At 63.3% G+C, this 24,539-nt stretch carries 22 protein-coding genes, 1 tRNA gene and 4 pseudogenes; 14 read left to right on the top strand and 13 right to left on the bottom strand.

Annotated features, from left to right (window positions below):
* Nucleotides 1-272 precede the first annotated feature (272 nt).
* Nucleotides 273-920: a histidine phosphotransferase ChpT gene (chpT, locus tag JQ586_RS38390; RefSeq protein WP_212399839.1), complete on the bottom strand. Its 648-nt coding sequence runs from the start codon at nucleotides 918-920 to the stop codon at nucleotides 273-275.
* Between the two features lie 139 nt (nucleotides 921-1,059).
* Between chpT and cysQ the strand changes: the two genes are divergently transcribed.
* A complete protein-coding gene (cysQ, locus tag JQ586_RS38385; RefSeq protein WP_212399838.1) occupies nucleotides 1,060-1,887 on the top strand; it encodes a 3'(2'),5'-bisphosphate nucleotidase CysQ in 828 nt (275 codons plus the stop codon).
* A 2-nt stretch (nucleotides 1,888-1,889) separates the two neighbouring features.
* Here the strand turns inward: cysQ and JQ586_RS38380 are convergent, their stop codons facing one another.
* Nucleotides 1,890-2,354, bottom strand: a complete 465-nt coding sequence (locus JQ586_RS38380) for a YHS domain-containing (seleno)protein (protein WP_212399837.1) — start codon at nucleotides 2,352-2,354, stop codon at nucleotides 1,890-1,892.
* 153 nt (nucleotides 2,355-2,507) lie between these two features.
* Here JQ586_RS38380 and JQ586_RS38375 point away from each other — a divergent pair, with 153 nt between their 5' ends.
* From JQ586_RS38375 to JQ586_RS38365, 3 genes are all read left to right on the top strand, one after another.
* Nucleotides 2,508-3,113 carry a DUF1134 domain-containing protein gene (locus JQ586_RS38375; RefSeq protein ID WP_212399836.1) on the top strand — a complete coding sequence of 202 codons (606 nt, stop codon included), beginning with the start codon at nucleotides 2,508-2,510 and terminating at the stop codon, nucleotides 3,111-3,113.
* 141 nt (nucleotides 3,114-3,254) lie between these two features.
* A complete protein-coding gene (locus JQ586_RS38370; protein ID WP_212399835.1) occupies nucleotides 3,255-4,538 on the top strand; it encodes a hypothetical protein in 1,284 nt (427 codons plus the stop codon).
* Between the two features lie 109 nt (nucleotides 4,539-4,647).
* A tRNA-Val gene (locus tag JQ586_RS38365) sits at nucleotides 4,648-4,722 on the top strand.
* Nucleotides 4,723-4,904: 182 nt separating this feature from the next.
* Here JQ586_RS38365 and JQ586_RS38360 read toward each other — a convergent pair.
* The 7 genes and pseudogenes from JQ586_RS38360 to JQ586_RS40925 all read right to left on the bottom strand — a co-directional run.
* Nucleotides 4,905-5,075 (bottom strand): annotated as a pseudogene (locus tag JQ586_RS38360) (5-deoxy-glucuronate isomerase); the annotation flags it as partial.
* 100 nt (nucleotides 5,076-5,175) lie between these two features.
* Nucleotides 5,176-6,069, bottom strand: coding sequence for a myo-inosose-2 dehydratase (gene iolE, locus JQ586_RS38355; RefSeq protein WP_212399834.1), 894 nt, complete (start codon nucleotides 6,067-6,069; stop codon nucleotides 5,176-5,178).
* Between the two features lie 11 nt (nucleotides 6,070-6,080).
* Nucleotides 6,081-7,916 (bottom strand): 3D-(3,5/4)-trihydroxycyclohexane-1,2-dione acylhydrolase (decyclizing), encoded by a 1,836-nt coding sequence (iolD, locus tag JQ586_RS38350; RefSeq protein ID WP_212399833.1) that lies wholly within the window; start codon nucleotides 7,914-7,916, stop codon nucleotides 6,081-6,083.
* Nucleotides 7,913-8,203: pseudogene (locus JQ586_RS38345) on the bottom strand (2-deoxy-5-keto-D-gluconate 6-phosphate aldolase domain-containing protein); the annotation flags it as partial. The pseudogene JQ586_RS38345 and the gene iolD, both read right to left, overlap by 4 nt.
* A 149-nt stretch (nucleotides 8,204-8,352) precedes the next feature.
* Nucleotides 8,353-9,363 carry a Gfo/Idh/MocA family protein gene (locus JQ586_RS38340; protein WP_212399831.1) on the bottom strand — a complete coding sequence of 337 codons (1,011 nt, stop codon included), beginning with the start codon at nucleotides 9,361-9,363 and terminating at the stop codon, nucleotides 8,353-8,355.
* Between the two features lie 148 nt (nucleotides 9,364-9,511).
* Nucleotides 9,512-9,682, bottom strand: a pseudogene (locus JQ586_RS38335) (gfo/Idh/MocA family oxidoreductase); the annotation flags it as partial.
* 195 nt (nucleotides 9,683-9,877) lie between these two features.
* Nucleotides 9,878-10,000, bottom strand: a pseudogene (locus JQ586_RS40925) (LacI family DNA-binding transcriptional regulator); the annotation flags it as partial.
* 358 nt (nucleotides 10,001-10,358) lie between these two features.
* Between JQ586_RS40925 and JQ586_RS38325 the strand changes: the two are divergent.
* The 6 genes from JQ586_RS38325 to JQ586_RS38300 all read left to right on the top strand — a co-directional run bounded on the left by JQ586_RS38325 (nucleotide 10,359) and on the right by JQ586_RS38300 (nucleotide 18,284).
* A complete protein-coding gene (locus tag JQ586_RS38325; RefSeq protein WP_212399830.1) occupies nucleotides 10,359-11,720 on the top strand; it encodes an aspartate aminotransferase family protein in 1,362 nt (453 codons plus the stop codon).
* Complete coding sequence (locus tag JQ586_RS38320; protein ID WP_212399829.1) at nucleotides 11,717-12,862, top strand: hypothetical protein; 1,146 nt, start codon at nucleotides 11,717-11,719, stop codon at nucleotides 12,860-12,862. The genes JQ586_RS38325 and JQ586_RS38320 overlap by 4 nt, the downstream gene beginning before the upstream one ends.
* Nucleotides 12,777-13,703, top strand: a complete 927-nt coding sequence (locus JQ586_RS38315) for an alcohol dehydrogenase catalytic domain-containing protein (protein WP_212399828.1) — start codon at nucleotides 12,777-12,779, stop codon at nucleotides 13,701-13,703. Before JQ586_RS38320 ends, JQ586_RS38315 begins: the two co-directional genes overlap by 86 nt.
* The gene (locus tag JQ586_RS38310; RefSeq protein WP_212399827.1) at nucleotides 13,700-15,565 is read left to right on the top strand and encodes a beta-galactosidase; all 1,866 of its coding nucleotides are present in this window, start codon (nucleotides 13,700-13,702) and stop codon (nucleotides 15,563-15,565) included. The genes JQ586_RS38315 and JQ586_RS38310 overlap by 4 nt, the downstream gene beginning before the upstream one ends.
* A gap of 40 nt (nucleotides 15,566-15,605) precedes the next feature.
* Nucleotides 15,606-16,796, top strand: coding sequence for an MFS transporter (locus JQ586_RS38305; protein WP_212399826.1), 1,191 nt, complete (start codon nucleotides 15,606-15,608; stop codon nucleotides 16,794-16,796).
* Nucleotides 16,797-16,868: 72 nt separating this feature from the next.
* Nucleotides 16,869-18,284, top strand: a complete 1,416-nt coding sequence (locus tag JQ586_RS38300) for an NAD(P)/FAD-dependent oxidoreductase (protein ID WP_212399825.1) — start codon at nucleotides 16,869-16,871, stop codon at nucleotides 18,282-18,284.
* A gap of 228 nt (nucleotides 18,285-18,512) precedes the next feature.
* On the opposite strand, the gene JQ586_RS38295 is transcribed toward JQ586_RS38300, so the two are convergent.
* The gene (locus JQ586_RS38295; protein ID WP_212399824.1) at nucleotides 18,513-18,875 is read right to left on the bottom strand and encodes a hypothetical protein; all 363 of its coding nucleotides are present in this window, start codon (nucleotides 18,873-18,875) and stop codon (nucleotides 18,513-18,515) included.
* A gap of 195 nt (nucleotides 18,876-19,070) precedes the next feature.
* On the opposite strand from JQ586_RS38295, the gene JQ586_RS38290 reads away from it, so the two are divergent.
* A complete protein-coding gene (locus JQ586_RS38290; protein ID WP_212399823.1) occupies nucleotides 19,071-19,442 on the top strand; it encodes a DUF4118 domain-containing protein in 372 nt (123 codons plus the stop codon).
* Nucleotides 19,443-19,507: 65 nt separating this feature from the next.
* On the opposite strand, the gene JQ586_RS38285 is transcribed toward JQ586_RS38290, so the two are convergent.
* On the bottom strand, nucleotides 19,508-19,648 hold the full coding sequence (locus JQ586_RS38285) for a hypothetical protein (protein ID WP_212399822.1): 141 nt from the start codon (nucleotides 19,646-19,648) through the stop codon (nucleotides 19,508-19,510).
* A 168-nt stretch (nucleotides 19,649-19,816) separates the two neighbouring features.
* Between JQ586_RS38285 and JQ586_RS38280 the strand changes: the two genes are divergently transcribed.
* Nucleotides 19,817-20,038: a hypothetical protein gene (locus JQ586_RS38280; RefSeq protein ID WP_212399821.1), complete on the top strand. Its 222-nt coding sequence runs from the start codon at nucleotides 19,817-19,819 to the stop codon at nucleotides 20,036-20,038.
* Nucleotides 20,039-20,330: 292 nt separating this feature from the next.
* Here the strand turns inward: JQ586_RS38280 and JQ586_RS38275 are convergent, their stop codons facing one another.
* Together JQ586_RS38275 and JQ586_RS38270 are read right to left on the bottom strand one after the other, a co-directional pair.
* Nucleotides 20,331-20,867, bottom strand: coding sequence for a hypothetical protein (locus JQ586_RS38275; RefSeq protein WP_212399820.1), 537 nt, complete (start codon nucleotides 20,865-20,867; stop codon nucleotides 20,331-20,333).
* An 83-nt stretch (nucleotides 20,868-20,950) separates the two neighbouring features.
* A complete protein-coding gene (locus tag JQ586_RS38270; protein WP_212399819.1) occupies nucleotides 20,951-22,498 on the bottom strand; it encodes an acetolactate synthase large subunit in 1,548 nt (515 codons plus the stop codon).
* A 239-nt stretch (nucleotides 22,499-22,737) separates the two neighbouring features.
* On the opposite strand from JQ586_RS38270, the gene JQ586_RS38265 reads away from it, so the two are divergent.
* Nucleotides 22,738-23,325 (top strand): L,D-transpeptidase, encoded by a 588-nt coding sequence (locus JQ586_RS38265; RefSeq protein ID WP_212399818.1) that lies wholly within the window; start codon nucleotides 22,738-22,740, stop codon nucleotides 23,323-23,325.
* 87 nt (nucleotides 23,326-23,412) lie between these two features.
* Nucleotides 23,413-24,210, top strand: a complete 798-nt coding sequence (locus JQ586_RS38260) for a DUF2927 domain-containing protein (protein ID WP_212399817.1) — start codon at nucleotides 23,413-23,415, stop codon at nucleotides 24,208-24,210.
* The last annotated feature ends 329 nt before the right edge of the window (nucleotides 24,211-24,539 follow it).

The following is a 24,539-nucleotide window of genomic DNA, read 5'->3' as shown; positions in this document are numbered from 1 at the left end:
GGGATCCTGTTCGAACCGCACCAGCTGATTGTCGACCGTGTCGAGGCTCTCGCTGGTTTCGGTCAGGAATTCCCGCAGCAAATCATCCATGAAACTGGCCTCAAACGCAATGGCGCGCGATATCGCCGCGCCTGACGGAACCGCGCCAGCTTCTCTGCAAACCGTTTAATATTGGTTGAGCAAATGGAAAAGAACGGGCTCAACAAAGAGATAAGCCCGCGCGATTCGATCGCGCGGGCTCAAGTAACCCTTGATTAACGAAGCGGCTGCGGTCAGGCCGCGGCGATGATCACCTTCTCGCCTTCGAGCTGGAGCGTCACATGCAATCCGCAGGCCTGCGCCAACAGCCGCGTGTAGTGCGGCTGCACCGCATGCGCATCGACCGTATTCGCAGATGCTCCGTTGAGGAGGTCGACGATGTTCTGCGGCACGCGGGCATTGAGACCGGCCGAGGTGATACGGAAGCTCATGGCCTCGCCCTCGCCGACCGGATCGATGGTAAGCGTGCCGCCGCGCGGGATCGTCTGCTGTGCGATCACAAGCATGTTGAGCAACAGCTTGACCCTGTTCTTGGGCAACAACAACCGCGGCAAATTCCACGTCAGCGTGACCTTGCCGTCCTCGATATGGCCCTTCGCCATGGTCTGGGCGTCGCCGAGATCGATCTGTGCGCCGGAGGAACCGGCGGCGCCGAATGCCAGCCGGCAGAACTGGAGCCGCGCCGAGGCGGTTCGCGCGCTCTTGCGGATCAAATCGAGCGCGAAGTCGCGATCTTCGGGCTTGGGATTGTCGTCGAGGACCTCGAGCCCATTGACGATCGCGCCGACCGGACTGATGAGATCGTGACAGACCCGCGAGCACAACAGCGCCGCGAGTTCGAGCGCATCGGGAGCGGGACCGGGAGACGAAGTGTCAGACATAGACTGTTCCTGGAAAGCCGCACACCGCGGGAGGGGTGCGAATCACGCATGCCTGTCGGCTTGATACACTGCGAAGACGGATGCTGCCAGCATGCGTCGGGCCTGATAAGGGAAAGCGAACAGGATATGAGACCCGTTTATGAATGAGGCAAAATCGCCGGTCATCGGCTGTGACGGCGCAACCACGCTCCTCGAACCGCTGACGGAACTGGTGATCCGGGCCGGCGAGGCTATTCTCGCGGTCAACCGCTCCGCGATGAATGTAGCCGGCAAGGGCGATGGGTCGCCGGTCACGGAGGCGGATCTCGCCGCAGATCACATCATCGTCGAAGGCCTCGCGCAGCTGGCGCCACACATCTCGCTGCTGTCGGAGGAACGCGTCCATCTGGCAACGCCGCCCTACAAGGACAGCTTCTTCCTGATCGATCCGCTCGACGGCACCAAGGAATTCGTCGCCGGACGCGACGAATTCACCGTCAACGTGGCGCTGGTCACCCAGGGTGTCCCCCTGCTCGGCATTGTCGGCGCGCCGGCGCTCGGACTGATCTGGCGCGGCATCGTCGGCAAGGGCGCGGAGCGGCTGACGCTACGCGACGGCAAGGTTTCGCAGGCGGCCCCGATCGAGACCCGTCCGTGCCCGCCGCGCGGTACGCCATGGACGGTTGCGGTCAGCCGCTCGCACGGCGATGCACGAACCGAAGCATTCATCGACGAACGTCCCGGTGCCGTCCGCGCCGTGCTCGGCTCGGCGGTCAAGTTCGGCCGGGTCGCCGAGGGGCAGGTCGATATCTATCCCCGCCTCTCGCCCACTTCCGAATGGGACGTCGCGGCGGGTCATGCGGTGATCGTCGCGGCCGGCGGCAAGGTGACGGATTCGCACGGCCGCCCGCTGCATTTCGGGCTCGGCCGCGAGGACTTCCTGGTGCCGGAGTTCATCGCCTGGGGCGATCCGGCCGCGGCGTCCTGATCCTACTGCGCGAGACTTTCCTCCAGCTCGGGCCAGCGTGCCTCGGCGTCCTTCAGGAATCGTGACGGGTCGGCGGTAAACTCGTCTCGGCTCTTTTCCCGGTTGAAGAGATAGAGCCTGTTGCCGGCGACCACCCAGAATCGCGGATTGCCGGCGCAGGTCACGCCGCGCACCAGATCGGTCGGATCGTAACCGCCGAACTGCGGACCGTAGATCTCGGGGTTGGCGATGAACCAGGCGCGGTTGCCCTCATTGCGGAAGCGCCACACCGCGCCGCCTTCGGCCGCCTCATATTCCGGTCGCCCCAGAGTCGGTGCCGCGTCGGTGAAATAGGCGACGGGATCGAAGCCCTCGATCGCAAGGCCGGAATAGCGGTTCGTCACCACGCGCTCGGTGGTGGAGGCCTCAACCCGCAGACATGGCCAGTTGGCCGCCAAAATGCCCGCCAACAGGCCGAAAAAGGCCATTCCACGGCGCCAACCATATCTTTCCTGCCGTTGTGCCGTCATAGTTGATACCGATAACATTCGAGTCGAGGGGACACCGGGCGCAACCTAGAGCCGTGCCTGTTGGCATCAGGTTAAAGGCAACGTCCGGAATATCGATTGCAGGGGTTCTTAATGACTTTCGCATCACGCCTTGCTGCGGTCGCGTTCGCCGCGCTGATGTGCTGGACCGCACAGGCATCCGCACAACAGCCCCCGCCGCCGCAGTATCCTCCGCCCCAGCGTGAACCGACCCCGTATACTTACGGGCCCGAGGAACTGGTCGGCGCCGGACACAAATTCTTCGGCAACGTCTCGCGCGGGCTCGCCTCGGTCATCGAGCGCGCGGTCAGCCAATGGGGTCTGCCCAACGGATATGTGCTGGGCGAAGAAGGCTCCGGCGCGTTCGTGGCCGGGCTCCGTTATGGCGAAGGCACACTCTACACCAAGAACGCCGGCGACCTCCGGGTCTATTGGCAGGGGCCATCGGTCGGCTTCGACTGGGGCGGCGATGGCGCGCGGACCATGACACTGGTCTACAACCTGCCCTCGACCAACGCGATCTATCAGCGCTTCGTCGGCATCGACGGCTCCGCCTATATCGTCGGCGGCTTCGGCATGACCGCCCTGACCGCCAACAACATCGTGCTGGTGCCGATCCGCTCCGGCATCGGCTTGCGACTTGGCGCCAATGTCGGCTATCTGAAATACACCCCGCGTGCGACCTGGAACCCGTTCTAGCCGCCGTCGTCAGGGGTGGTCGGCTCCGGCCGGCTCGATCACGATCAGCGATCAACGTTAACGTGGCAAATGGCTGGCCTTTGGCCGGCCTGCCGTGGCATTGTGATTAACAATTTCCTTCTTCGTGTGGAGTGACCCTTCATGATCGAACCGATCATGTACGGCGCGATCGGTTTCCTGATCTCGATGCTGTGCGGCCTGATGATCGTGCCGCTGGTGCACAACCGCGCCGTCCGCCTGACGACGCGGCGCATGGAGGCGGCCACCCCGCTCTCGATGGCCGAGATTCAGGCCGACAAGGACCAGCTTCGCGCGGAATTCGCGATGTCGGCGCGCCGGCTCGAAATAAGCGTCGACCAGCTCAAGAGCAAGACCACGAGCCAGCTCGCCGAGCTCGGCAAGAAGACCGACGCGATCAACCGCATGAAGATCGAGCTTGGCGAGAAGAACGCCGCGATCTTCGCGCTGGAGGCGCGCGAGAAGGCGATGAAGGAGCAGCTTCGCGCCACCGAGGAGGAATTCGCCGCCAAGACCGAGCTGTTGCGCACCGCCGAGCAGGCGCTGGTCGACAAGCAAAGCGAGCTCGGCAAGATCAATGTCGCGCTCAGCGATCGCTCCATGGCAGCCGACAGCCGCCAGATTGAGCTCGTCGCTGTCCGGACCCAGGTCGAGGAGTTGAGGACCCGCGTAGGCGATGCCGCCAAGGAGTTCGCGGCGACCGAGGCTCGTCTCGCCCATGAGCGCACCCAGTCGGAGACCGCGACCCGCGACCTCACCGATGCGCGCGGCCGGGTCGAGAACCTGAGCCAGCGCGTCACCGATCTCGACCGGCAGCTGATCGTCCAGGTCAAGGAGGCCGAGATGCTCGGCAACCGCGTCACCGATCTCGAGGCGCGTCTCGCGACCCAGGGCAAGCTGCTGGCCGAGCGCGAGTTCGAGAACGGCCAGCTCAAGAAGGCCAATGAGGCCGCCGAGCACATGGTGAGCGAGCTGCGCGAGGAGATCGCAGCGATGGGCGGCGGCAAATCGCCCGCGCTCGAGAAGCTGCGCCAGGAGAAGGCTGCCGCAGAGGAGCAGCTCGGCATCATCAGCGACGAGCGCGCCAAGCTGCAGCGCGACATCAACGCGATCCAGCAGCAGGCGGAGAGCTCTTGGGCGACCGAGCGCATGGAGAATGCGCTGTTGCGCGAGCGCATCAACGACATCGCGGCCGAGGTGGCGAAGCTCGCGATCCAGCTCGAGGGGCCGAATTCGGCGATCGAGGCCATGCTGGCGGCAGAGCCGATCGTACCTGCCAAGGGCGCCGGCAAGCCCGGCAACGGCGCATCGGCGGGCAGCGGCCTGCCCGAGGGCGGCGGCACCCTCGCCGAGCGGATCCGGGCGCTGCAATCCCACGCCTCCCGTGCCCGGCAGCAGGGGGCCTAATCTCGTCTTCCCGGCTTGACACCCCCACCCGGCACTTCGTAAATCGCACCCTCTGACGAAGCGCTGTCACCACCGGCCGCCGACCAGCGGCCTCTCGTACGTCAGTCCCGGACGCATAGCTCAGCGGGAGAGCGTTCCCTTCACACGGGAGAGGTCCAAGGTTCGATCCCTTGTGCGTCCACCATTCTTCCTTTGTTACAAGATACTTGGCGAACCGCCTCCCTTAGGGCATGCCCGGCAAGGCGGAACAACCGGGGGCATCCCGGCTCGGCAGAATTGACGTCCAGCGAAGCAGGGGTGCCGAGCCAGCGCCCCGAAGTGCGCGCCATGCGGCCAAAACATGGAAGTCTCCGTCCTTCACCGCATTCAGGCGTCGCGCTTCAGGATCCATTCGACGTGCGGCTCGGGAATGAAGCGCCATTTGCGCAAGGGACCGGCCATGACGTTGAGGTAGTACATCTCGAAGCCGCAGGGCGCGCCGCAGGGGTGGTGGCCGCGCGGCTCGAGCACCACGTCGCCGTCATGCACCGCCATCGTGCACGCTCATCCGCTCGTGTGTCCTCCAGGTACGACTGTGGTGACAGGAGCATCCGACGCCTGAGCGAAAGCTCGTTTCTGCTCCGATGCCTGTCGGTTCTCAGGCGAGGCCGACGCGGCCGGCGATGTCCTTCAGCGTCCTGAGGCCCAGGCCCTGGTACTTCAGCGGCTCGTATCTGAGGCTGTCCTGCTCGGCCTCGATGACGATCCAGCCGGAATAGCCGTGGCCGGCGGCGATCTTCAGCACCGGTTCGAAGTCGATGCAGCCATCGGGATCGCCCGGCACCGTGAAGGCGCCGCGCCGGACGCCTTCGAGGAAGCTCCAGCCCCGCTCGCGTACGTCGCGCATGATAGCCAGGCGGACGTTCTTGCAATGGATATGCGTGATGCGGTCGATGTATTTGCCGATGACCGCGAGCGGATCGCTGCCGCCGAAGAAGGCATGACCGGTATCGAACAGCAGCCGGGTATGCGGACCGGCCATGGCCATGAAGCGGTCGATGTCGGCACCGCTTTCGATGATCGTGCCCATGTGGTGGTGATAGCCCATCTTCACGCCCTGGTCGTGAGCGTGTTCCGAGAGCTCCTCGTAGCCTTTCGAAAAACGCTCCCACTCGGCGTCCGTCATGATCGGGCGATCGTTGACCGCAACTCCGTGGTTGCCGTGCACGGTGTTCGAGCATTCGCAGGCGTTGATGTGATCCCCGCCCGCCGACTTCACCATGTCGATGAAGACCTGCAGGTTCTTCTTCTCGGTATCGATGTCATTGACGAGGATGTTGGTCGAATGCCAGCCGCCGGCGAAGCGCAGGCCGTATTCACCGAGCCTCGCCTTCAGCGCATGGCCCTCGTCGGGCATCTTGTGGCCCTTCTCAAGGCCGTCGAAGCCGATGTCCCGGCAGTCGCCCAGGCAGTCGTCAAGCGAGAGGTGATCGCCGATGCTCCAGTCGTCGTCATTCGACCAGGCGATGGGATTTGTGCCGTAGAGAATCATGGGAATAAGCCTCAATCGAAGGACCGTTGGTTCCGCGCGTTGGTTGCGTAGCGTTCGCGCGCGGCTTCAAGACGCTCGGGTCCGCCGACCTCCGGCACAGCGACGTCCCACCAGTGACCGCCGGCATCGGTGCCGGGGACCGGATCGGTGTCGATCACGATGACGGTCGGCTTGGTGCGCCCCCGCGCGGCGGCGATGCGGACCTCGAGGTCAGAGATTCCGGAGGCCTTCTCGGCGTGCGCCCCCATGGAGCGGGCGTGGGCGACGAAGTCGATCTCCGGCAGATCCTCGACCGCACAGTCCTTGTAGAGATTGTTGAATCCGGCGCCACCGCAATCGATCTGCAGCCGATTGATGCAGCCGTAACCGCGGTTGTCGGTCAGCACCACGGTGAAGGGCACGCGCCGCATGACGGCCGTCGCCAGTTCCGAATTCGCCATCATGTAGGAGCCGTCGCCGACGAAGCAGATGACCTCCTTCTCGGGCGCTGCGAGCTTGATGCCCATGGCGCCAGCCACCTCGTAGCCCATGCAGGAATAGCCGTATTCCATGTGATAGCCGCCCTGGGCCGCCTGCCACAGCACCTGCAGGGCGCCGGGCATGGTGCCGGCCGCGCACATGACGATGCTGTCCTTTGTGGCGACACGTTGCACGGCGCCGATCACCTGCGCGTCGGTCGGCGCGACATTGCCGGCAGCTCCCGGTGCGGCGGTGACCTCTGCGACCTTCGCATGCCAGGCGGCGCGAGGCCCGAGATCCGGCTCCGGCGCCGTGTGGCTGCCGAGCGCCGCCGAGAGCTGCTCGATCGTGGCGCGCGCGTCGCCGACGATGCCGGTCGCGCCATGCTTCAGGGCATCGTAGCCGTGGAGGTTGATCGAGACGAGCTTGCGTGCCTCATTGCCGAACACGGTCCAGCTGCCCGTCGTGAAATCCTGGAATCGCGTACCGATGCCGATGACGAGATCGGCCGCGGCGCAGATTTCGTTGGCGCATTCGGAGCCGGTGACCCCTGGCGAGCCGAAGTTGAGGTCATGCTCCCAGCTGTTCGCCCCCTTGCCGGCTTGCGTCTCGACGAAGGGAATGCGATGGCGGTGGGCAAAGCCTGCAAGCGTGTGCTCGGCGCCCGAATAGATGACACCACCGCCAGCGACGATGACGGGCTTCTTCGCGGCACGGATGAGATCAGCGACCGCATCGACCTCGCTGAGGTCCGGCAGCGGCCGGCGGATGCGCCAGACTTTCGGTTCGAAGAAGGCGGCCGGATAGTCATAGGCTTCGGCCTGCACATCCTGGCAGAAGGCGACGCAGACCGGGCCGCAATTGGCAGGATCAGTCATCACGCCGAGCGCGCGCGGCAGCGCGGTCAGGAGATGCTCCGGTCGCGAGATGCGGTCGAAGTAGCGCACGACGGGCCGGAACGCGTCATTGGCCGAGATGGTGCCATCGTCGAAGTCCTCGATCTGCTGCAGCACCGGGTCTGGCCGGCGGTTGGCGAAGATGTCACCCGGGATCAACAGCACAGGCAGCCGGTTGACATGGGCGAGCGCTGCCGCCGTCACCATGTTGGTAGCGCCGGGCCCGATCGAGGACGTTACCGCCATGGCCTTGCGTCGGCGCTTGGTCTTGGCGAAGGCGATGGCCGCATGAGCCATGGTCTGTTCGTTCTGACCGCGCCAGGTGGGAAGGCGGTCGCCGATCCCATGCAGTGCCTCGCCGAGGCCGGCGACGTTGCCGTGCCCGAAGATGGCCCAGACGCCCTCGATGAAGCGTTCGCCGTCTTCGGTCATCTGCACTGCGAGCCAGCGCACCAGGGCTTGCGCGGCGGTCAACGGAATCGTCTTCGTCATGCTGCCTGCTCCCGCGCGCCCGTGCGCGCCTCATCCCAGATGGCGGAGAGCCGGCGGTAGCGCCGCGCCATCTCCTTGACCGCCGCCGCGTCGTCGACCTCGCCCTTGAACCAGCCGCGTGCCACGTCGCCGAAGACCGTGCGGCCGACGGCAAAGCCCTTCACGAGCGGAAAGCCCGCCGCGATACGGAAGCTTGCGGCGAGATCAGCTTCCGGCGCATCAAGGCCGAGAACGACGGCGCCGCGGGTGTGGCGGTCGTGCGCCTCAATGGCCGCGCATGCATCGGCGTCGTGCCGTAGCGCCCTCTCCCTGACGCCACGTGCAAGGAGGAATTCCAGCTCGTCGCGCGACGGATAGGCCGGCGCGTCACCGTAGAGATCCACCGAGGATCGTCCGATCGTGATTACGTCAAGTGCGGGCATGAGCGGGATCCTCGTCAGCTGTAGAGCGACGGCTTGTCGGGCATGGTGATGGCGACGGCCGCACCGGCGCTTTCCTGCGCGGCGACACAGGCGTCCGAGGTGATAGCCGCGACATAACCGTCCCACGAACTCGGACCGGCTGCGGTGCCTCCGGCCGCGGCCTTCAGGAAGTCCTGCAGCTCGACGTCGTAGGCAACGACGAATCGATCCTTCCAGTCGGTCAGGATGGCGTTCTGCAGCTTCGCGCCGAGCCGCATCTCGATCGCCATCGGCTCCGGCAGGCGGGCGATGCCGTCCTCGCCGACGATCTCGCACTGGATGTCGTAGCCGTAGTGGCAGTTGACGAAGATCTCGACGTCGATGAGGACGCCCTTTCTGGTTTCGAGCACGACGACTTGGGGGTCGCGAAGCTTCGCGTGCGCGCGCGCGGCATTGCGCGGATAGTGCACGCGGGCCGAGACATAGTCGTCATCGAGCAGCCAGCGCAGCACGTCGATCTCGTGGATCAGCGTGTCGTGAATTGCCATCGGCGTGACATAGGCCTCCGGAACGGACGGGTTGCGGTGCGCGGCATGCACCAGGATGGGCGCGCCGGTATGCCTTGCGATGGCCTCCTTCAGCGCGACGTAGCCGGCGTCGTAGCGTCGCATGAAGCCGACCTGCACGAGCCGGCGGCCGAACGCCGTCTCGGCCTCGACAATCCGCTTGGCGCCCTCGGCCGTCGTGGCGAGCGGCTTCTCGCAGAAGCACGGCTTGCCTGCGGCGATCGACGCAAGGACGTACTGCTCGTGCGTCGCCCCCCACGAGGTGACGAGAACCGCATCCACGTCGCCGGCCGCGATCAGCTCCTCGCCGGTCGCATAGATGGCCGCGTCGGGCGCAATGTCCGCGCTGACCGCTCTGGCCAGGCTTCGGTTGACGTCGGTGAGCGCGACGATCCTGCCGCCCGCGAGTACCTGATTGATCCTGCGGGCATGATCGCGGCCGATCGCGCCCGTGCCGATAATGCCGATTCTCACTGTCATGGTCGTTGCCACTTTTCCTTTGGGGGGTCGCAGAAGCCTGCTCGGTGCGGGAAATCGCGGCTGGCCGACAGATCCTGGCGGATCGAGCCGACATTGCGCCGACAGCGTTCCCGCCGCAATCGCGATCGGCTACGCCATGGCCGGCTTCTCACTCGAAATCGACCCATGCCGATCCGGCCTCTGCCGAGCGGACGCAGTTCTCGAGCCAGCGGATGGCTTCGGTGCCGTCCTTGATGCCGGGATAGAGGAGGCCGGCGAGCGCAACTTCGTCGCCGCGCCGCCCGGCATCGATCGCCTCAGCGATGCGCAGGTAGATATTTCTGAGCGCGGTTGGTTCTTCGGAAAAGATGCTGAACTCGATGTTGAAGCTTTTCCGTATGCGGTTAGCGGCGGCAAAGGCATCGCGCGGCAAGGCATGGAAGGGATTTCTCGGTGGCTGTCTCAGCACGCCCACGCGCAAGGTGCGTCGCGCATGGCAGCGGATCTGCCGATCCGGACGCATGCGACGGGCCGCTTCGATCACGGCCTTTTCCTTCTCCGGGCTCACGCCGCCACGTTCGTTCAAGATCCGATCAACGGAGGCGGACGACACCCCTGCTGCCAAGGCAATGTCCCTTGCGGTTGATCTGCGTGACATCTTTCGCCCGATGATTTTTTCCCCTGACGGATTTTCATCAAGAATTCGGTTTTCATTCAAGTCCACCGCGTCAGTATTTTCCGCGTTGAGATTCGAGGCCGCGCGACTTCAAGGTTGAGCGTCGAACAATGGCAACGGATCGAACCTCACTTGCCGACACCAAGCCGCGCGAAATTGTGTGGCTGCCGCGCTCATTTTGTACAAGAGCGCTCAGAATCAGCAGGATTTGATGGTTGCCCGATGACACACTTTGCCAGCCTGTTCCCCTATCGGGAGCGCGCACCCCTGCTCTTGTATGATGCGAGCGAGGTTGGATCCCTGAACATTCGCACACCGAGTCACCGGCGTGGCGCAGAGATTGGAGCGTGCGTTCGAGGATTGCTCTCGACAGAACCCGAAAAGTGAACGTCGCGAAACCAACCAGTCTTCACCTACAGCGCGGATCGATGAGATGAACCATCATGCCGAGACAGATTCACTGTATTATCCGGTAAGCAAGTTCAAGATGACGCGGGGTGAGGGGATTTATTTATACGACGACAGTGGCCGTGAATATATCGACTGCGCCTCAGCAACGTTCAACCTGAGCTTGGGGTACTCCAACAAAGCGGTTCTCTCCGCGATGCGGAGCCAGCTCGACGAGTTGATTCACATTACGTCGAACTTTCAAAGCAATCCCGTCAATACGCTGGCCAGCAAGCTGTTGGCCGTTTCGCCGCCGAACATGCGCAAGGTCCACCCAAAGGTCTGCGGGGGGTCGGTCGCCAATGAGGGCGCCATCAAGATGGCGCAACATGCGACGGGCCGCACGGAGGTGATTTCTCTGTTCAGGAGCCATCTCGGTCAAACGATGATGATGACGTCAATGTCGGGAAATTCGTTCCGACGGGCGCCGTTCTCGAATATCTACCCAGGCACCATACAAGTTCCGGACCCCTATTGTTTTCGTTGTTTCTATGGCCGCACGCCGGGCAATTGCGGCTACACCTGCGTCGACAAGATCGATGACTTTCTCGAATATGCCAGCAATGGAAGGGTTGCAGCGATCATCGTTGAACCGATTTCCGGAAATGGCGGCAATATCGTTCCGCCGCGAGGCTATTTCCAAAAGCTCCGGACCTTCTGCGACGATCATGACATCATTCTCATCTTCGACGAGATTCAAACCGGCATCGGACGCACCGGATACATGTTCGCGGCCGAGTATTTTGGTGTCGAGCCGGATGCAATCACCTCGGCCAAGGGCCTTGGCGGTACCGGCGCGCAAATTGCGGCCATCATTACCAATGAACGACTGGCTGGGCTGCCCTCGCATCATCACTCCTTTACTTATGGTTCCAACCTTCTGGCTGCAGCGGCGGCCAATGCCACGCTCGACATCGTTAGCCAGCCGGAATTTCTGGCCAATGTCCGGGCAACAGGCGCTTATATCCTGGAACGCCTGGACGACATGCAGCGCCGCTACCGCTCCATCGTCGACGTCAGAGGCGTCGGACTGATGATCGGATTCGAGTTGGCGACCGCCGATGGCGCTCCAGCCGTCGCACAGACCAACGCTCTCGCCGACGCCGCCATGAAGTATGGGCTCATCCTGCGCACGTCGCGTTACGGCTATGGCAATGTCCTCAAGATCCGGCCGCCCCTGATCCTCACCATGGACGAAGCGGAAACGATTTGCGACCGCCTCGAAACGCTGTTCGAGTGCGAAGAAGCGCCATGAAGGAATTCCTCATCGGCTTGGCCGAGCATGTCCGCGCCGAACTCTTGCGTTATGTCGGCAAGGGGCTCGCTCGACGCATCGATGGCTATTCACCCGGCGGTGATGCCCAGTTCGACGTTGATACCATCGCCGAAGGAGCCGCAGTCGCCTATGCCCGCGACCATGCGCCCTGGGCGCTCGCCATTTACACGGAAGATCAGCAACTGATCGAAACCGGACCGAATCCCCGCAGCCTGTTGGTGATTGATCCCATTGACGGCACCCGGCCGACTTCAGCGGGCTTGGAAATGGGGATGATTTCAATTGCCCACGCCACGATGCGAAATGGCACGGCTATCTTCGATGACGTCGATGCCGCCCTTATGCTGGAGATAAAGGGCGGTGGCCTGATCTATGGCGACATAAGTTCAGGTCTTTCCAGCCGGGGTTTTCCGAACCCGCTCCCGAGGCTCGGCGCCAATACCGCGATCAACAAGATGTTTTGGTCGATCGAGCTCAACGGGCATCCGATGAACCTGATGGCGCAAGCCTACGGAACCCTGGTAGATGCCTCCGCCAACACCGGCGGCATATTCATCTTCAACAGCGCCACCTTTTCGATTTCCCGCATCATTACCGGTCAACTCGACGCCTATGTCGATATCGGGAATCGCCTGCTCAAGGACCATCCGCAGACGGAGTCGGCTTTTCGCGCTGTCGGACACGGCTCGATCCTGCACTTGTTTCCCTACGACATCGCGGCGGCTGCGTTTGGCCAAACTTGCGGGCGTCATCATCACCGATGCCTATGGCAGGGATCTCGGGCCGACCGATCTGACCGATATCAGTCCCGCAAATCAGCAATCCTGCATCGCCGCGTGCACGCGAGAACTTCACGCCAACCTTCTCGCCGCGATCGATTGGCGTTTGTGTCCGTCGTGCATGGTTGCAGCATCCTGACAGTTCGAGGCAAGGAAATTGACAATGAAGGCTTTGGCTTATGCTGCGAACAATCGCCTGCAACTCGAAGACAGGCCCCGCCCGGAACCCCAGGGTCCGCACGATGTCCTCGTAAGAGTGAGGCAAACCGGCATCTGCGGCACCGATCGAAGTATTCTGGTCGGCAAGTTCCGCGCCAAAGTCGGCACCGTGCTCGGCCATGAATCGGTAGGCCATGTCGAGAAGGTTGGAACCGCCGTCACCAGGGTGAAGGTCGGCGAGCGCGTTATCATCAATCCAACGCTCTACTGCGGCAGCTGCGATGAATGCTTGAGCGGGCATACGAGCTTCTGCCTGCACAAGAGCGGCACCGAAGTCGGCGTCGACCGCGACGGTGCGTTTGCCGAATTCATCCTGCTCCCGGAACACTTCCTTCACCGCATTCCCGATGGCATGAGTTTCGACCGAGCCGTGATGGTTGAGCCGCTTGCCTGCGCCATCAACAATGTCGAGGCGGCCACAACAGTGGCCGGCGAAGACGTCGTGGTGGTCGGCGCCGGCCCGATCGGCGTGGTGACCGCGATGCTATGCTTGCACATGGGCACGCGGATTACGCTGATCGAGTCAGACTCCTACCGCCTTCAGCACTGCGCGCATATTTTCAAAGACTCCGCCGACCGCATCACTCTGGCGCATCCGGAGCACCGTCTGCGCCGGGTCGGCGACGTCGTGATCGATTCCGTTGGCGACCAGCTCGACGCCTGTCTTTCGCTTGCCAAGGACCGCGGTCGCATCGTGGTGATGGGCTATAATAGTCGCAGTGTCGTGTCGATACGCCCCCTGGAATTGGTTCAACGCGCCATACGGGTCATCGGGGCCGGCGACTATTGCGGTCACTTGTTTCCGCGCGCCGTCGAACTCGCCCGCCTCATTCCGCTGGAGGCCGTGATCTCCGATCGCTTTTCCCTCAGCGAGTTCGAGAAGGCTTTCTCGCTGCTGGCGCCGAATCCTGCCGTCGACTATCACGCGCTCAAGGTATTGCTGGTTCCGGATCTCATCCCATGAAAACCGGCATTGTCTCCCGCTTGTTTCCGGAATTGGGGCGCCCCGTCATCCTCGGGGACTATCCTTATTATCGCGCTGCACCTCACCATTGGCCTGTCGACCTCACGGCTTTGGCCGCCGCCGGCATCGATTGCGTCACCTTCTATGTTCCCTGGCGCTTTCATGAGCTAAGTCTCGGCGAATTTGATTTCGACGGCCGCACCGACCCCCAACGCGATGTGCGCGGTCTGCTCGGCCTCATTGCCTCTCTCGGTCTCAAGGCAATCGTCAAGCCGGGACCGTTCATCCATGCCGAGGTTCAACTCGGTGGTTTACCGGATCGTCTGTGCCGCGGTGGCGAGATAAGGCTAACGGATGTCGAGGGCCGCACTGTCACCAGCCAGAATCAACCCTTGCCGAGCCTCTGGCATCCAACTGTGCGCGCAGAAGTGGCGGATTGGATGAGGGCGGTTTGCCGTGACGTGATCGCTCCCTCGTGCCAGCCGCCCGGATGCATAGTCGGCGTGCAAATCGGCAACGAAGGAATCTATTCGGACGCAAACTTACCAATGGCGCGCTGCGACGGCAGTCCGTTCGCCCGCCAGGCCTTCGTCGATTGGCTGGGAAGGACGGACGCCGCCGACGCACCCCCGATGCCTTATCCGGTCGAATGGGCTCGCTGGTCGGGAGCGGGAACCGTGCAGTTATGGGATTGGCTGGCGGATTTTCTACCGGCCGATATCCGTGGCCGGACGCTGGTCAATATCCCCCTGGCGAACGCCTGCAACGAAGCTTCGATCAATGGTTGGGGAATGCGCCAACTCGCATTCGATAGCTGCCGCCATGTGCGGGGCCATACCGAATGGATCGGCAATGCGGCGGCCGAATCCGGGGTATTCGAGAGTCATCTGTTGGGCGTCAGCCTGGGCGGAACGGATATCGTCGAAGCAAATTGGGGATTTACCTGGACGGATGCGAGCTTTGCTGATCCAAGCATTCCGCTATTCCATGCCTTGCTTGGACTCATGCTCGGGTCGCAATCCTGCAGCGTCTATACCGCTTGCGCGACGCAGAGCTGGGGCGCGACCATCGCCATGGATGAAGCAGGACTGCGCGCCGAAGGCGTCGATCCAGCCTGGCATGTTCCCCCCTATTGTCCCGGCGCTCCTCTTCAGGAAGGCGGCGCCAAGGGTGCAACCGCTGCCGGTCTGGCCTTGCTCGGGCGCTTCGTGTCGGAGTTCGGCGGCCTCTTGCTGCGAACCCGCACCTGCATCGATGCCATTCTGGCGCTGGACCGCCCCATTCCAATGCGGGACACACTCGGCGGTGCCGGTGTCCCCCTGCTGGCCAAGGCGGCGCGCCTGTTGCGTGACAGTTTGGCGCAAGACGGGCGGCATATCGCGCCGTGTTGGGCGGACGCGGTGCAGCCCGATGAAGGCGTTCCCGTGATCCACCTCGTTGCTCAACCGCACCAAGCCGTTTCGCACCGACGCACGGCCGCCAACATTGACGAAGTTCGGTCCAGGCTAGCGACGGCTTTACCTGCACCTGGGCTGTTGAACCGCTTGCACATCGGACGTCATCGCGAAGGGGTTATGATCCGGCGCCGCGGAATCGATCACACGGCTGAATTTCTCGGCTTCTTCAATCCGTCGCAACGTTCCGAAACCTTCGAGGTCAACGACGGTCAGCACATCAAGGTCGTGACGCTTGCCCCCCATGGCTGCGCTGTACTGGTGGTGGAAGACCACGCAGTGATTGGAGGGCTGCTCTCCGCTGGATCGCGCTTCGACGGAGCGCCTCCCGATGCAGACGGGGTCGTGTGGCGGCAGCTCGCTCCACGCGAAACACTAACCGATGACAGACGGACAGTCCCGGCCTGATGGCATCAATGCGCTTCGACGATCCACGGAAGACGTTGCAATGAACGCACAGGGTCTTCACGCCAGGGCACTTGTCCTCGCACGCATCATGACGACGACGACGTTCTTCGCCCACGGTTTTGGCGTCGGCATGTGGTCCATCGCCATTGCAAACGTAAAGGCAGGTCTCAAGATCAGCGACAGCGAGATTGGGCTTGCCCTGCTGGCGATGTCGATCGGCGCGATCCTGCCTATGCCGATAGCTGCCGTTGCGGTTAGCCGGTATGGCGGCGGCAGGGTCTCGGCGTTGTGTGGGTTGGCCTATGGTTTCCTGCTGATGGCGCTCGCGTTGGCCGCCAACACAGGGAGCCTGGCTCTGATCCTGTTTTGCCTGGGTCTCGCTCATGGCTCACTCGAAATTGTCATGAATGCGCAAGCAAGCGCCGTCGAAATTCAGTGGCGCTCAGCGATCATGTCGTCCTTCCATGCTGCCTGGAGCATGGGAGGATTGCTTGGCGCCGCAGCCGGAGGCCTGATCGGCGCCTATCATCTGCCCCCGGAATACGGTCTCTGCATTCCCGCTCTGGTGGTCATCGCCTTGATGGGGGCAACGCTCGGGCCTGCCTTCAACACGCGCGTTGACAAGACCGAAGCGCATTTCGAGCTCGTTCTGCCAAGCCAGAAGACGCTGGGACTGGCTCTCATCTCGTTCCTGGCCCTGGTTACGGAAGGGTCCGTCGCCAATTGGACCAGCATCTATCTACGCGACTCGATCGGTCCGACGGCCGATACGTTCGCGGCAGGCTATGGCAGCTTCGCCATCTCCATGGCGATCTTTCGGCTGGCCGGTGGCGGCCTGGTCCGACGCTTCGGGCCGTCGACGATCATGAGTTGCGGCGCCGTGGTAGCCGCCGGGGGCCTTGCCGTAGTCTTGGCATGGCCTTCCCTGATTGCCGCCTATCTCGGCTATGCATTGCTGGGCGCCGGAATCGCCAACGTCGTACCACTGGCCTTCAGCATCGCAGGACAGCGTTTCTCCGATCCTGCTCGCAGCATTCTGATGGTCGCCACCGCCGGCTACGCCGGTTACGTGATCGGCCCGCCGCTCATTGGCACTGTCGCCGATCATCTTTCCCTGCGTTATGCCCTTGGCATTCCCCTGGTCGCCTTGGTGCTTGTCGCAGTCGTCAGCGCCAGCGGACGCGCAGCGGGACGCCGCGCGCGGCCAATTGAGGCATCGGCCGATGTCTGAACGTTCCAGTCTCGAATGCTTGCCGGACCAGCCCGCCACGATCCGACAACCAAATCATGAGGAGGAATCTCGATGTCGAACCTGGAGAAGCTGGAGACCCGCATCCAAAAGGATCTCGACATCATCCGCAGCCCGGATCGTTCCTGGGTGCGGGCAAGCTACGCCCCGAACGGCGACAAGGCCATAGATGTTCTCATCGTGGGAGCCGGACAATGCGGCCTTGGCCTTGGCTTCGGCCTCATGCGCGAGCAGATCGGCAATATCATGCTGGTTGAGCGGGCCCTGTCCGGATTCGGTCAAGGCCCGTGGCGTGCCTTCGCACGAATGCGAACGCTGCGTTCTCCCAAGCACTTCAACGGACCCGATCTCGATATTCCCTCGCTATCCTTTCAGGCGTGGTACGAGGCTCAGTTCGGCGAGGAGGCGTGGAACGAGCTCGGAAAGATCCCGAAGGAGTTGTGGAACGACTACTTGACCTGGTTCGGACAGGTAACCCGGCTGCCGATCAGGTATGGCGTTGAAGTGACATCGATCGAACCCGATGCAGGCGGTCTGGTCACAGCCACTTTGTCCTCGGCCGAAGGTATCGAGACCGTTCACGCCAGGAAGATCGTGCTGGCGACCGGCGCCGACGGCAATGGCGATTGGCTCGTGCCTCCCCTGGTGGCGCGAAGCCTGCCACGACCGCGCTACTATATTTCGACGGACGACATTCCCTTCGCCGATTTCGCGCAAAAGTCGGTTGCCGTGCTGGGCGGCGGCGCGTCGGCTTTCGACAACGCATCCGTCGCGCTCGAAGCCGGAGCGCTATCCGTATCGATCCTGGTGAAGCGCCCCGAGTTGCACCGGGTCAATCCGCACAAATGGACGGAGTTTTCCGGCTTCCTCAATCATTTCCGCGACCTGCCCGATAGGGATAAATGGCGGATCATGAATTACATTCTCCCCATGCGCGAGCCGGTGCCGCCGGAGACCTTTGATCGCGCAACGGCGCACCGCAATCTGGAAATGCGCTTTGGCGTTGAGGTGCGGGCTTTGCGCCACGCAGGTTCGAAGATCGAGATTGAGACGACGACCGACACGCTGCACGTCGATGAGTTGATAGTCTGCACCGGCACCCGCACCGACCTCAGAGCTCGAAGAGAACTTGCGGGCATTGTCGACGAAATCGCGCTGTGGAGTGACCGTCTCGGCGATATCCAAGCCAATGACCCTCATTCGTTGGGAGATTTCCCCTATCTCGGACCGCATTTCGAGTTTGTGGAGAAGGTGCCCGGCGCCGCGCCACATTTGCGCAACATCTACAACCTGACCTCCGGCGCAACGCTCAGCCATGGTCCGAGCGGCGCCTCGATCAACGGCCTGAAAGCGGCGATCCGGCGGATCGTCGATGGCATCAGGCGGGATTTTTTTGTCGTTGATGCCGCCGCGTTCCAAGACGAGCTCTTGAGCTATGCTATTCCCGAACTCGATCGTGAGTTCGCCTGATCAGGGCCTGCGCTGAACGCTCCTTCCATCATCGATGGCGATGCCTACCCGGCCAGCGTCGGCGTTAGACCGGTGGCCGGGTGCCCGCTTCGCCAAGGCAGCGACGGGTGACCGGAGCGGTCGGCGCGAGCGGCCAGGGTCTACCGATCGTGGTCCGGGCGGAATCCAAGATTCGATCCTTCGCGCGTTCGCGATCGTCCCTTCGCGCAATCAGTTCCATTGTCCGGCTCACGGTCGCAGACGATGCGAGGCCGATGACGGGGCCTGCGGCCGCCGGTTGAGTTCGCCGAGCAGGTCGCGGACGGCGCCGTCGAATTCTTCCGGCTGGACAGGCTGATCACCCTGTTGCCTCGTGCTCGGCTGCGGCCGGCGGCGGGCGGAATGGTCGTCATTGGCGGCGACCAGAAGGCGCTCGAGATTGATGGCCTCGTTGCCGGCTGCCAACGGCTTGCGCCGCTGCACCGCGGCCTCCGGAAGTTCGCCGCGCGCCAGCCTGCGCCGGCGGCGGGAGATCATCTCGCGCCAACCATACCCAGTCCCCAGCCCCAGACCGAAGAAGATCAGAATGATCAGGAGTGCCAACATCGTCATGTCCCGTCATCGCCCCGCACTGCAATAACCCGACAATGAAGGCAGGGAGGTGACGAATCCTCGTTCCATTTTTGCAGTGCAACAACGCGAAAAACCAACGTGCATGCGCTGCCGCACCCGCGGAATTCTACGGACTTTTATTCGCAATCCTCCTCGGCTACCTTCCGGGGAACTCGCGGAGGCGGGAACTTAAAAATGCGCAAGAGCAACGACTACATTTTGAAATTGCGGCCGTGGTCTGCGCCTACGTTCCTCGCCGCCCTCCTCGTGGTGGCATTTGCCGCTGCAATGCAGGGCGTGTTTGCGACCTTGGGTGTCCAGCTCTATTTCGCCACCTTCGCGCCCGCGATCCTGATCGCGGGCCTGCTCGGCGGCGCTCCCGCCGGAGCGTTCGCGACGCTCATCACGGTTCCGATCGTGTGGTGGGCATTCATGCCGCCCTATTTCGAATTCGCCTGGCCCACCGCTTCCGACTACGACAGCATCTCGACCTTCCTGCTGTCGAGCGTGCTGATCGTCAGCTTCTCGCAGCTCTACCGCGAAGCCCTGGTCATCCTGCGCAGATAGGCTCGGCCGCGCGCGCCCTCCCGTGCGAGGACGGCAACCTGGCCACGGGGCCGCCCCCGTTGCCCTCAGATCCCGAACATCCAGATCGCGACGATGGTCGCGATCGTCGCCACGCCGCTGATGGTCCATCCGGCGGCGTAGAACGCGTCGTCGGGAGCCGTGTCGAGCATGGCGTCGGTCGTTTCCGTCATGGATCGCCAGCGCATGGCGTCGCTCCTCGGAAATCCTGCCCATTTTGCTAACGCGGTTGCCGGTTCCCGGTTCCATGGCGGCCGCCGATCACGCGAGGTTCACGGATAACTGATCCAAAGGACGGAACCTGCGACATTTGGTCTCGTTGAGGCGCGCCGGAAAAAAACTGGGAGACCGATCCGATGCGAACACTGATCCTCGCCGCCACTGCCCTCGCCTTCATCTCGTCCACCGCGCTCGCGCAGGACAAGACCACCACCCCGCCGCCAGCAGCGCAGAGCGCCGGCACGGCGGCCAAGGGCGAGGCGACCAAGATGGCACCGAAGAAGAAGACCAAGAAGGCGGCCAAGAAATCCAGCGCGAAATCGAGCGCGACAACCGGCGACGATGCGACCAAGCAGTAACGGATCCCGTCGTCGGGCATCCGACCAGCACGCCGAGGCCGCCCCCGGGGCGGCCTCTTGCTGTCCGGCCCCGCGACCAGACGCGAAGGCGCGGATTTCTGTCGGGTGCGGAGGGGGAGCGAAAGAGAAACGGAGCCGATGATCGGTATTGCCATCGGATCGTTCTGAAAAATGACCACCAGCTCCTGTAATTGCTCCACCTGCCGCACATCCAGTTGTGACCGACATGCGGCGGCGATGCATGACCCAAACAGGGTATCACTGGGACGACAGCAAGAAATCGGCGTCAGAGTTAATGCTGCGCGCCATCGCCTCGCGTCTCGGTCAGGCCGCTGACGCGCAGCCGCTCGGCAAACCAGATCGAGGCCGCCCGCTCGATCATTCCCCCTGCATAGACCTCGGAGACGCCGACCCCGCTGGTTCCCAGCGTCACCAGCACACCGATGGCGTAGGCGAACCAGACATGCGGATCGGTCAGCGCCCGCAGCTTGTGCTGATCGTGCTCGACCGGCTGATGGTTATTGTCCTTGCGCAGCTCGACCGCGAGCAGATTGTTCGGAATGTCGCGCTGGTGCACCACGATATCGGGATAGATCGACTTGCCGAGGTGATCGTCGGTCGAGACGATCGAGCCGTGCGGAAGCCGCAGCGTGCGCTCGCCGAGCCTGTCGTAGTTGCAGTCGACCTGCCAGCCGCTGAACTGCCGCTCGACATAAACCGCGAGGCGGTGAGTGAGAGTCCGCTCGCCTAGATCCCGCTCCAGCAGGAACTTCTCCTGCGCGTAAAACTCCTGTAACGCGGCGATCAGCTTGTTCAGCTCGGTCTGCATGAGGCCTCCGACTGAGAGGACCGCGGCCGCGGCCGTTGACGAGAAAGCTTCCTGGCCTTTTCGGAAGACCGGGTCCCACTTGCTCACATCTGCACTTCGATCAGCCGCGGGCCCGGCTCGGCGACGGCATCCGCCAGCGCCTTGCTGAATTCATCCGCCGTCGTCACCTTCAGCGCCGGAACGCCCATGCCCCTGGCGAGCGCGACGAAATCGAGCGTCGGGTTATCGATCTTCAGCATGTCCTGCGCACGCTTGCCCGGCTCGCCGGCGCCGACCCCGTCGAACTCGCCACGCAGGATCTGGTAGATGCGGTTCGCGAACACGATGGTCACGACGTTGAGCCCTTCGCGCGCCTGCGTCCACAGCGACTGGATCGTGTACATCGCACTGCCGTCGCCGACCATGCAGATCACCTTGCGGTCCGGACAGGCGACCGCGGCTCCCGTTGCAACCGGCGTCGAGAAGCCGATCGAGCCGCCCATGTTCTGCAGCCAGTCATGCGGCCTGGCCGCCGCCGTCGGCGGGAAGAAGCCGCGCCCGGTGGTGACCGACTCATCGACCATGATGGCGTTCTCGGGGATCGCGTACGCAATCGCCTGTGCGATCGTCGTGTGATTGAGCGCGCCGGTCGGCTTGACCAGTTCCTGCAATGCCTGCGGCTTGACGTCCCTTGCGGTCGCATGCAGCGCATTGGCGAGCGCCTCCAGCGCCGCGACCGAGTTCTCGCCCCAGGAGGTCATGCGGTGCACCTCGCAGCCCTCCGGCTTCAACATGCTCGGCTTGTTCGGATAGGCGAAGAACGCCACGGGGTCGTTGGCCTCGACCAGCACGATGTGACGGAAATTTTTCAGGATCGGCAGCGCCTGCTCGATCACGTAGGGAATGCGGTTGATCGAAAAACGGCCGCGGCCGCGCGCCATCCGCGGATGGAAGGTCTGTCCCATCACGGTGCAGCCGGTCTTGCCGGCGATCCGCTCGGCCAGCGCCAGCCCCTGCTCGCCCAGGGCGCTGCCGGTGACCAGCATCAGCGTATGCGCGGCGTCGTTGTGCAGGACCTTCGCTGCGACCTCGACCGCCTGCGGCGAATAGCTCGGCCGCTGCGAGTCAACAGGCACTTCGGCTGCACCTTCGGCCTCGTTCCACGCGGTATCGGCTGGCAGGATCAGGGTCGCTATCTGCGGCGGCGCGCCCTTGGCCGCGGCGATCGCGGCTGCGCCATCCGAAGCGATCGACCTGGCATCCGGCGAGGTGCGCACCCAGGACGACATCGGTCGGGCCAGGCCTTCGATATCCGATGTCAGCGGCGCATTGTAGCCGATGTGGTAGGTGGCATGCTGGCCGACGATGTTGACGATGCCGGAATGCGCCTTCTTGGCGTTGTGCAGGTTGGCCAGGCCGTTGGCGAGCCCGGGCCCGAGATGCAGCAGCGTCGAGGCCGGCGTGCCCTTCATGCGGAAATAGCCGTCGGCCGCTCCCGTCACCACGCCCTCGAACAGGCCGAGGACGCAGCGCATGCCCGGCACCTTGTCCAGCGCGGCGACGAAATGCATCTCCGAGGTGCCCGGATTGGTGAAGCAGACGTCGACGCCGCCCGCGACCAGAGTCCGCACCAGGCTTTCCGCTCCATTCATCATCTCGCTCCCATCCCGACGATCAATGCCCTGATGTTCTCTTAAGGCCGGTCCAGATCAACCATTGTTCATCCGCCTCGTCAAAGGATTAGCCGGGCATTGCAGCCATCGCCTATGGAATGTTGCCTTTTTAAACCGTGTTGTCCGAAACTGCGGGCCTCACGGCTTCGTCTCTTGCGAAAGGCCGTCAATTGTGGACTCACTTGGCTCATACTTGATGTTTCGCGAGGACGACGACGATGCGCCCGATTGCACTGATGTTTGCCGCGCTCACGATCCTGGCAGGCGCCGGCCATGCCCAGGCCCAGTTCTTCGATTCCCGCGGCTACAATGGCGACAACCATGACTTCTTCGGCGGCGGAAACATTTACGGCAGCGGTGTCAGCCCCATCCCCCGCACCACCGTCGACTACCCCACCAACTACGCGCCGGGCACCATCGTGGTGAATACCGCCGAGCGCCGGCTTTATCTGGTGCTGCCGAACGGCCAGGCACTGCGCTACGGCATCGGCGTCGGTCGCGACGGCTTCCGCTGGAGCGGCGTCCATCGCATCAGCGCCAAGAAGGAATGGCCGTCCTGGACGCCGCCGTCGGACATGTTGCGCCGACGCCCCGATTTGCCGCGTCACATGGCCGGCGGCATCGAGAACCCGCTCGGCGCGCGCGCGATGTATCTCGGCTCGACGCTCTATCGCATCCACGGCTCGAACGAGCCCGAGACGATCGGACAGGCGGTCTCGTCCGGCTGCTTCCGCATGACCAATGAGGACGTCAAGGACCTCTACGATCGCGTCTCGGTCGGCGCCACTGTCGTGGTGAAGAACTGAGCGCGCCGGATCTGAACGGAACCCGGCGGCGGCGCGACGCCTGACAGGACCTTGCGCTGCCGCAGTCCATGCGGCAGCGTCCGGTGTATGCCCCGATACCGCTTCCCGATCCTGCTCGTGCTTGCCGCTGCACTCGCCCTGACCGATGCCGTCATGCCCGCGACGGCTGGCGAGATCGCGGCGATCGCCTCGCGCCAGCGGCACGAGAAGAAGGTCTTCACCGACACCGAGATCGTCGAGGGCTTCTTCAAGACCGCGTTCGGCGCCGAATATCATCTGGCCGGTCGGGTCGACCGCATCCGCAAATACGACGGCCCGGTCCGCGTGTTCGCGGACGGCACCCGCGCCGACCGCAAGGCGCAGCTTGCCAAGGTCATCGCCGACATCGGCGCCAAGGTCCGGCATCTCGACATCGCGATGACCGACAGAAACGAGACCGCCAACGTGCTGGTGAAGCTGGTGCGCGACCACGACCTCTATCCGACCATCGCGAGCTTCTACGGCAGCGAGCGCGCCAGGGAAATCAAGTCCTCGCTCGATCCGCAATGCCTGTCCGGCTTTCGCAAGAACGAGAGCTACGAGATCCAGCATTCCGACGTGATCCTCACCGTCGACAACGGCGACTTCGTCTTCCTCGACTGCGCCTATGAGGAACTCCTGCAAGCGCTCGGCCCGATCAACGACACCTCGAGCGTGCCATGGACGATGTTCAACGACAGCGTCTCGATGGGTTTCTTCGACGTCTACGACCAATACATCCTCAACCTGCTCTACGACCCCCGCATCAAGGCCGGCATGACCGTGCAGGAGGTCAGGACCGTGCTGCCCGACGTGCTCGCCGACGTGCGCACCTGGGTGAAGCAGGTGAATCATCTGCCGGAGTGAGGGTGTGGTCGCGTGATAGTCGCACGGCGCTGCATGCGGGTGATCCAGTATTCCGGAGGCGGTTGCACTTGCGCCGATGGGCCGCGGCGTATGGGGTCGCCCGGTCAAGCCGGGCATGACACCTTTGGATGAGGACGCAGCTTCGCATTCTCGCGACATGAACTGCCCGAGTCTTGCATCTCGTTCCGCCCTCATCTCAGAGAGGGCGCAGGGAAAGCCGGGTGCCGATCGCACCCATGGGCCCCGTGCAGTGTAGAAAGCACGGGGGTAGGACCACAGGTGTAACCGGAGCAACCCGGCTTTCCCTGCGCGATGGGTTACGGCTTATA

The organism is Bradyrhizobium jicamae, assembly GCF_018130215.1.
Classification (GTDB): Bacteria; Pseudomonadota; Alphaproteobacteria; order Rhizobiales; family Xanthobacteraceae; genus Bradyrhizobium; species Bradyrhizobium jicamae_A.
This window is presented reverse-complemented; position numbering and strand designations above follow the sequence as displayed.

Coding starts and splice junctions, on each gene's coding strand:
- chpT (WP_212399839.1), bottom strand. CDS start 920: ATGTCTGACACTTCGTCTCCCGGTCCCGCTCCCGATGCGCTCGAACTC.
- cysQ (WP_212399838.1), top strand. CDS start 1,060: ATGAATGAGGCAAAATCGCCGGTCATCGGCTGTGACGGCGCAACCACG.
- JQ586_RS38380 (WP_212399837.1), bottom strand. CDS start 2,354: ATGGCCTTTTTCGGCCTGTTGGCGGGCATTTTGGCGGCCAACTGGCCA.
- JQ586_RS38375 (WP_212399836.1), top strand. CDS start 2,508: ATGACTTTCGCATCACGCCTTGCTGCGGTCGCGTTCGCCGCGCTGATG.
- JQ586_RS38370 (WP_212399835.1), top strand. CDS start 3,255: ATGATCGAACCGATCATGTACGGCGCGATCGGTTTCCTGATCTCGATG.
- iolE (WP_212399834.1), bottom strand. CDS start 6,069: ATGATTCTCTACGGCACAAATCCCATCGCCTGGTCGAATGACGACGAC.
- iolD (WP_212399833.1), bottom strand. CDS start 7,916: ATGACGAAGACGATTCCGTTGACCGCCGCGCAAGCCCTGGTGCGCTGG.
- JQ586_RS38340 (WP_212399831.1), bottom strand. CDS start 9,363: ATGACAGTGAGAATCGGCATTATCGGCACGGGCGCGATCGGCCGCGAT.
- JQ586_RS38320 (WP_212399829.1), top strand. CDS start 11,717: ATGAAGGAATTCCTCATCGGCTTGGCCGAGCATGTCCGCGCCGAACTC.
- JQ586_RS38310 (WP_212399827.1), top strand. CDS start 13,700: ATGAAAACCGGCATTGTCTCCCGCTTGTTTCCGGAATTGGGGCGCCCC.
- JQ586_RS38305 (WP_212399826.1), top strand. CDS start 15,606: ATGAACGCACAGGGTCTTCACGCCAGGGCACTTGTCCTCGCACGCATC.
- JQ586_RS38300 (WP_212399825.1), top strand. CDS start 16,869: ATGTCGAACCTGGAGAAGCTGGAGACCCGCATCCAAAAGGATCTCGAC.
- JQ586_RS38295 (WP_212399824.1), bottom strand. CDS start 18,875: ATGACGATGTTGGCACTCCTGATCATTCTGATCTTCTTCGGTCTGGGG.
- JQ586_RS38290 (WP_212399823.1), top strand. CDS start 19,071: ATGCGCAAGAGCAACGACTACATTTTGAAATTGCGGCCGTGGTCTGCG.
- JQ586_RS38285 (WP_212399822.1), bottom strand. CDS start 19,648: ATGCGCTGGCGATCCATGACGGAAACGACCGACGCCATGCTCGACACG.
- JQ586_RS38280 (WP_212399821.1), top strand. CDS start 19,817: ATGCGAACACTGATCCTCGCCGCCACTGCCCTCGCCTTCATCTCGTCC.
- JQ586_RS38275 (WP_212399820.1), bottom strand. CDS start 20,867: ATGCAGACCGAGCTGAACAAGCTGATCGCCGCGTTACAGGAGTTTTAC.
- JQ586_RS38270 (WP_212399819.1), bottom strand. CDS start 22,498: ATGAATGGAGCGGAAAGCCTGGTGCGGACTCTGGTCGCGGGCGGCGTC.
- JQ586_RS38265 (WP_212399818.1), top strand. CDS start 22,738: ATGCGCCCGATTGCACTGATGTTTGCCGCGCTCACGATCCTGGCAGGC.
- JQ586_RS38260 (WP_212399817.1), top strand. CDS start 23,413: ATGCCCCGATACCGCTTCCCGATCCTGCTCGTGCTTGCCGCTGCACTC.